Here is a 3,631-nt window from a genome sequence, read left to right as displayed (position 1 = left end):
ATCTGGGGCACCTGCGGACCATGGTGCGGCTTGCCGAGATGGGGGCGGTCATCGCCCCGCCCCTGCCGGCCTTCTACGCCAGGCCCGCCAGCCTGGAGCAGATGGTCGACCAGTCGGTGGGCCGGGCGCTCGACCTGTTCGGCCTGAGCTGGACGCCGGTGCGCCGCTGGGGCGAGGACATCGCCGCCCTGGCTGGGGCGCCTTCGAACGGGGAGGAATGAGTGACGCCGTTGTGGGATTGGGTGTTGGACGCCTACGCGCGTCCCGGGGTTGCGGAGACCTGCCTGAGGCTGCAGGACGACTATGGGCAGAACACCTCCCTGCTGCTGTGGGCGATCCGCGCGCGGCCGGACGATGAGGCGGTGCTGGACCAGGCGGCGCGGACCGCACGAAGCTGGGACGAGACCACGCTGGTTCCGCTGCGCGCCGTGCGGCGGGGCCTGAAGGCGCCGCTCCCGCCGGTGGACGACGCCGCCCGCGAGGGCCTGCGCGAGGACGTCAAGGCCGCCGAGCTGCGCGCCGAGCGCGTGCTGGTGGAGACGCTGGAGCGGCTGGGCGAGGGCGCAAGGCCCGCCGGCTCGGCGCTGGAGGCGGTGACCGCCGCCACGCGGGCCTGGGGCCGCGCGGCGCCGGTCGAGACGCTGGCTGCTTTGACGGACGCGGTGGCGTAATGTTCGACGACATGGACGCCCTCGACGAAGATGCGCTTCGCGAAAAGCTGGCGGAGCTGCGCCAGGATCACGCCGACCTCGACGCGGCGGTGAACGCGATCGCAATCTCCCCCCTGCCCGACATGCTGCTGATCGGCCGGCTGAAGCGCAAGAAGCTGGCGCTGAAGGACGAGATCAGCCGCATCGAGGCCCAGCTGACCCCGGACATCATCGCCTGATCCCCATCCCTCCGTCATGGCCTGGCCGCGCGTGCCGCGTCGCATACATCGCCGCATCCGCCTCGGCGATCACCGCGTCGGGCGTCGAGCCTGAGCGGATCTCGGCGACGCCCCAAGAGACCTTCAGGCGCACCACCGGCGGCAGGCCCTCGACCGGCTCGGCGGCGATCGCCTGGGCGAGCGCCAGGGCCTTGGCTTCGGCCTGGAAGCCGTTGGTCTGGGCGAGGATGACGGCGAACTCGTCGCCTCCCATCCGCCCCGCGGCGTCGGAGGCGCGGATCCGAGCGATCAGACGCTGGGCCACGGCTTTGAGCGCCGCGTCGCCCGCAGCGTGGCCGAAGCGGTCGTTGATCGCCTTCAGCCCGTCGAGGTCGAAATAGACCAGGCTCGCCGAGCCGCCATAGCGCTCCGCGGCCGCCAGCGTGCGGGCAAGCTCGCGCATCAGGGCGCGCCGATTGAAGAGCGGGGTCAGGGCGTCGCGGTCGGCCAGGCCCTCGGCCTCGGCCAGCCGCACGCGCAGGGCGGCGAGCTCGGCGCGCAGCTCGGCGTTCTCCCGCGCCAGCGCGGCGGCGTCGAGCGGGAACTGATCCGCGGAGTTTTCGGTCATGCGGCCCGGCGCCAGAAACGAAGATGGGGCGAAAGAATCGAGCCGCCATGCGGCCTTAGCCGAATTTAGCCATCCTGGTTGCGGCGGCAATGGCGGCGCCTATACTCCCCGCCCTTCCGGCGAAGGGACGCCGGTAACGGGGGTCTGTCACGCATGAGCGCCGCCGCCGCGCCCGTCGCCATCATCATGGGCAGCCGATCGGACTGGCCGGTGCTGCGCCACGCCGCCGAGATGCTGGACCGGCTGGGCGTCGCCTACGAGGCCAAGGTGGTCTCCGCCCACCGCACGCCCGAGCGCATGTACAGCTTCGCCAAGGGCGCCAAGGCCGCCGGCGTGAAGGTGATCATCGCCGCCGCCGGCGGGGCCGCGCATCTTCCGGGGATGACCGCATCGCTCACCGACCTGCCGGTGCTGGGCGTGCCGATCGAGTCCAAGACGCTGAAGGGCCTGGATTCCCTGCTCTCGATCGTCCAGATGCCGGCCGGCATTCCGGTGGGTACGCTGGCGATCGGCGAGGCCGGGGCGAAGAACGCCGGCATCATGGCCGCCAAGATCCTGGCGCTCAGCGACGAGGGGCTCGCCGAGCGCGTCGCCGCCTTCGCACGCGCTCAGACCGAGAGCGTCGCCGAATCGGTGGAGGACGCCTGAGCATGGCGGCCTTCCCGCTCCCGCCCGGATCGACCATCGGCGTGCTCGGCGGCGGCCAGCTCGGCCGCATGCTGGCGGAGGCCGCCTCGCGCCTGGGCTTCGACGTGGTGGTGCTGGAGCGCGACGCCGACAGCCCGGCCGGACGCGTGGCCGTGCGCACCCTGGTCGGCGCCTATGACGACCCGGAAGCGCTGAAGGCCCTGGCCGAGGCCGCCGACGTGGTGACCTACGAGTTCGAGAACGTGCCGGCGGCCTCGCTCGACGCCCTCGCCTCGCTCGGCGTCGAGGTCGCGCCCGGCCCGAAGGCGCTGTCGGCGGCCCAGGACCGGGTTGACGAGAAGACCTTCCTGGGCGCCCACGGGGTGGCCACCGTCGCCTTCGCCGGCGCCTCCACGCCCGCAGAAGCCGCCGCCGCCGTGGCGAAGATCGGCGTTCCCTGCCTGATGAAGACCCGCCGCGAGGGCTACGACGGCAAGGGCCAGCGCTGGGTCGAGCACGTCGCCGACGCCGAAGCCGTGTTTGCGGCCCTGGGCGGACGTCCGGTGATCGTCGAGGCCCCCGCCGACTTCGTGCGCGAGCTGTCGGTGATCGCCGCGCGGGGGCGCGACGGGGCGATCGTCGCCTACCCCCTGGCCGAGAACCACCACGAAGACGGCATCCTGCGCCGCACCCTGGCGCCGGCGAAGGCCTCGCCGGCGCTGTCGGAGCAGGCCGAGCGGATCGCCGCCAAGGTGCTGGCCGGCCTCGAATACGTCGGCGTGGTCGGCATCGAGCTCTTCGAGCTGACCGACGGCCGGCTGCTGGTCAACGAGATCGCGCCCAGGGTGCACAACACCGGCCACTGGACCCAGGACGGCTGCGAGGTCGACCAGTTCGAGCAGCACGTGCGCGCCGTCGCCGGCTGGCCGCTGGCGCCGGCGCGCGCGATCGCCCAGGTGGAGATGCTGAACCTGCTGGGCGCCGAGGTCGACGCCTGGCCGAAGTTCGCCGCCGAACCGGAGAGCCGGCTCCACCTCTACGGCAAGCGCGAGGCCAAGCCGGGACGGAAGATGGGGCACGTGAACCGGGTGAAGCCGCTGCGGTAGGGAGCTGAATCAGGGCGGCGACGGTGGCGAAGAAACGGACGCTCCCGATGTCCGGCGAGGTGGTTATCGCCCTTCGGCAGCGCCTCGTTGGCGGCGCCACTCGTCGCGGCTGATTTCCCACAGCTCCACCTCGTGAACGCCAGAGACGAGGTTCTTGGGAAACCGCGAGATGACGCGCATTCCCCGTTTCTCGGAGATACGGCGTGACGCGGGATTGCTCGCCGCTTTTGGAACTCGAAGAGTTACTTTGTCCAAAACATCGAACCAGTAGTCCGTCACGGCATCACTCGCCTCAGTCATGAGGCCGCGCCCTTGCCAAGCCGGGTCCAACCAAAATCCTCGATTATCATCAGGCTGGTCCATCAAACTTACCACGCCGATTAGTCGTTCAATTTGATCCTA

The 3,631-nt window shown here is 71.1% G+C and carries 7 protein-coding genes; 5 read left to right on the top strand and 2 right to left on the bottom strand.

What is annotated here, in order from left to right; translation table 11 throughout:
* From VJS38_RS13430 to VJS38_RS13420, 3 genes are all read left to right on the top strand, one after another.
* Positions 1–221 (top strand): flavoprotein (locus VJS38_RS13430; protein ID WP_414692445.1); only part of this gene is annotated, 221 nt, incomplete at its 5' end.
* Positions 222–671 (top strand): TIGR02444 family protein, encoded by a 450-nt coding sequence (locus tag VJS38_RS13425; RefSeq protein WP_324088655.1) that lies wholly within the window; start codon positions 222–224, stop codon positions 669–671.
* A complete protein-coding gene (locus tag VJS38_RS13420) occupies positions 671–889 on the top strand; it encodes a YdcH family protein (RefSeq protein ID WP_324088654.1) in 219 nt (72 codons plus the stop codon). Before VJS38_RS13425 ends, VJS38_RS13420 begins: the two co-directional genes overlap by 1 nt.
* On the opposite strand, the gene VJS38_RS13415 is transcribed toward VJS38_RS13420, so the two are convergent.
* Complete coding sequence (locus tag VJS38_RS13415; protein ID WP_324088653.1) at positions 879–1,496, bottom strand: GGDEF domain-containing protein; 618 nt, start codon at positions 1,494–1,496, stop codon at positions 879–881. The genes VJS38_RS13420 and VJS38_RS13415 overlap by 11 nt on opposite strands.
* Before the next feature lie 153 nt (positions 1,497–1,649).
* Here VJS38_RS13415 and purE point away from each other — a divergent pair, with 153 nt between their 5' ends.
* Together purE and VJS38_RS13405 are read left to right on the top strand one after the other, a co-directional pair.
* Positions 1,650–2,144, top strand: a complete 495-nt coding sequence (gene purE / locus VJS38_RS13410; protein WP_324088652.1) for a 5-(carboxyamino)imidazole ribonucleotide mutase — start codon at positions 1,650–1,652, stop codon at positions 2,142–2,144.
* Between the two features lie 2 nt (positions 2,145–2,146).
* Positions 2,147–3,229 carry a 5-(carboxyamino)imidazole ribonucleotide synthase gene (locus VJS38_RS13405; RefSeq protein ID WP_324088651.1) on the top strand — a complete coding sequence of 361 codons (1,083 nt, stop codon included), beginning with the start codon at positions 2,147–2,149 and terminating at the stop codon, positions 3,227–3,229.
* Between the two features lie 63 nt (positions 3,230–3,292).
* On the opposite strand, the gene VJS38_RS13400 is transcribed toward VJS38_RS13405, so the two are convergent.
* Complete coding sequence (locus VJS38_RS13400; RefSeq protein WP_324088650.1) at positions 3,293–3,604, bottom strand: GNAT family N-acetyltransferase; 312 nt, start codon at positions 3,602–3,604, stop codon at positions 3,293–3,295.
* Between the last annotated feature and the right edge of the window lie 27 nt (positions 3,605–3,631).

The sequence above is a fragment of the Phenylobacterium sp. genome, assembly GCF_035276905.1.
GTDB lineage: Bacteria > Pseudomonadota > Alphaproteobacteria > Caulobacterales > Caulobacteraceae > Phenylobacterium.
Note: the sequence above shows the minus strand (reverse complement) of the source record. Positions and strands in the feature narration are given on the sequence as shown.

Coding starts and splice junctions, on each gene's coding strand:
- VJS38_RS13420 (WP_324088654.1), top strand. CDS start 671: ATGTTCGACGACATGGACGCCCTCGACGAAGATGCGCTTCGCGAAAAG.
- purE (WP_324088652.1), top strand. CDS start 1,650: ATGAGCGCCGCCGCCGCGCCCGTCGCCATCATCATGGGCAGCCGATCG.
- VJS38_RS13405 (WP_324088651.1), top strand. CDS start 2,147: ATGGCGGCCTTCCCGCTCCCGCCCGGATCGACCATCGGCGTGCTCGGC.
- VJS38_RS13415 (WP_324088653.1), bottom strand. CDS start 1,496: ATGACCGAAAACTCCGCGGATCAGTTCCCGCTCGACGCCGCCGCGCTG.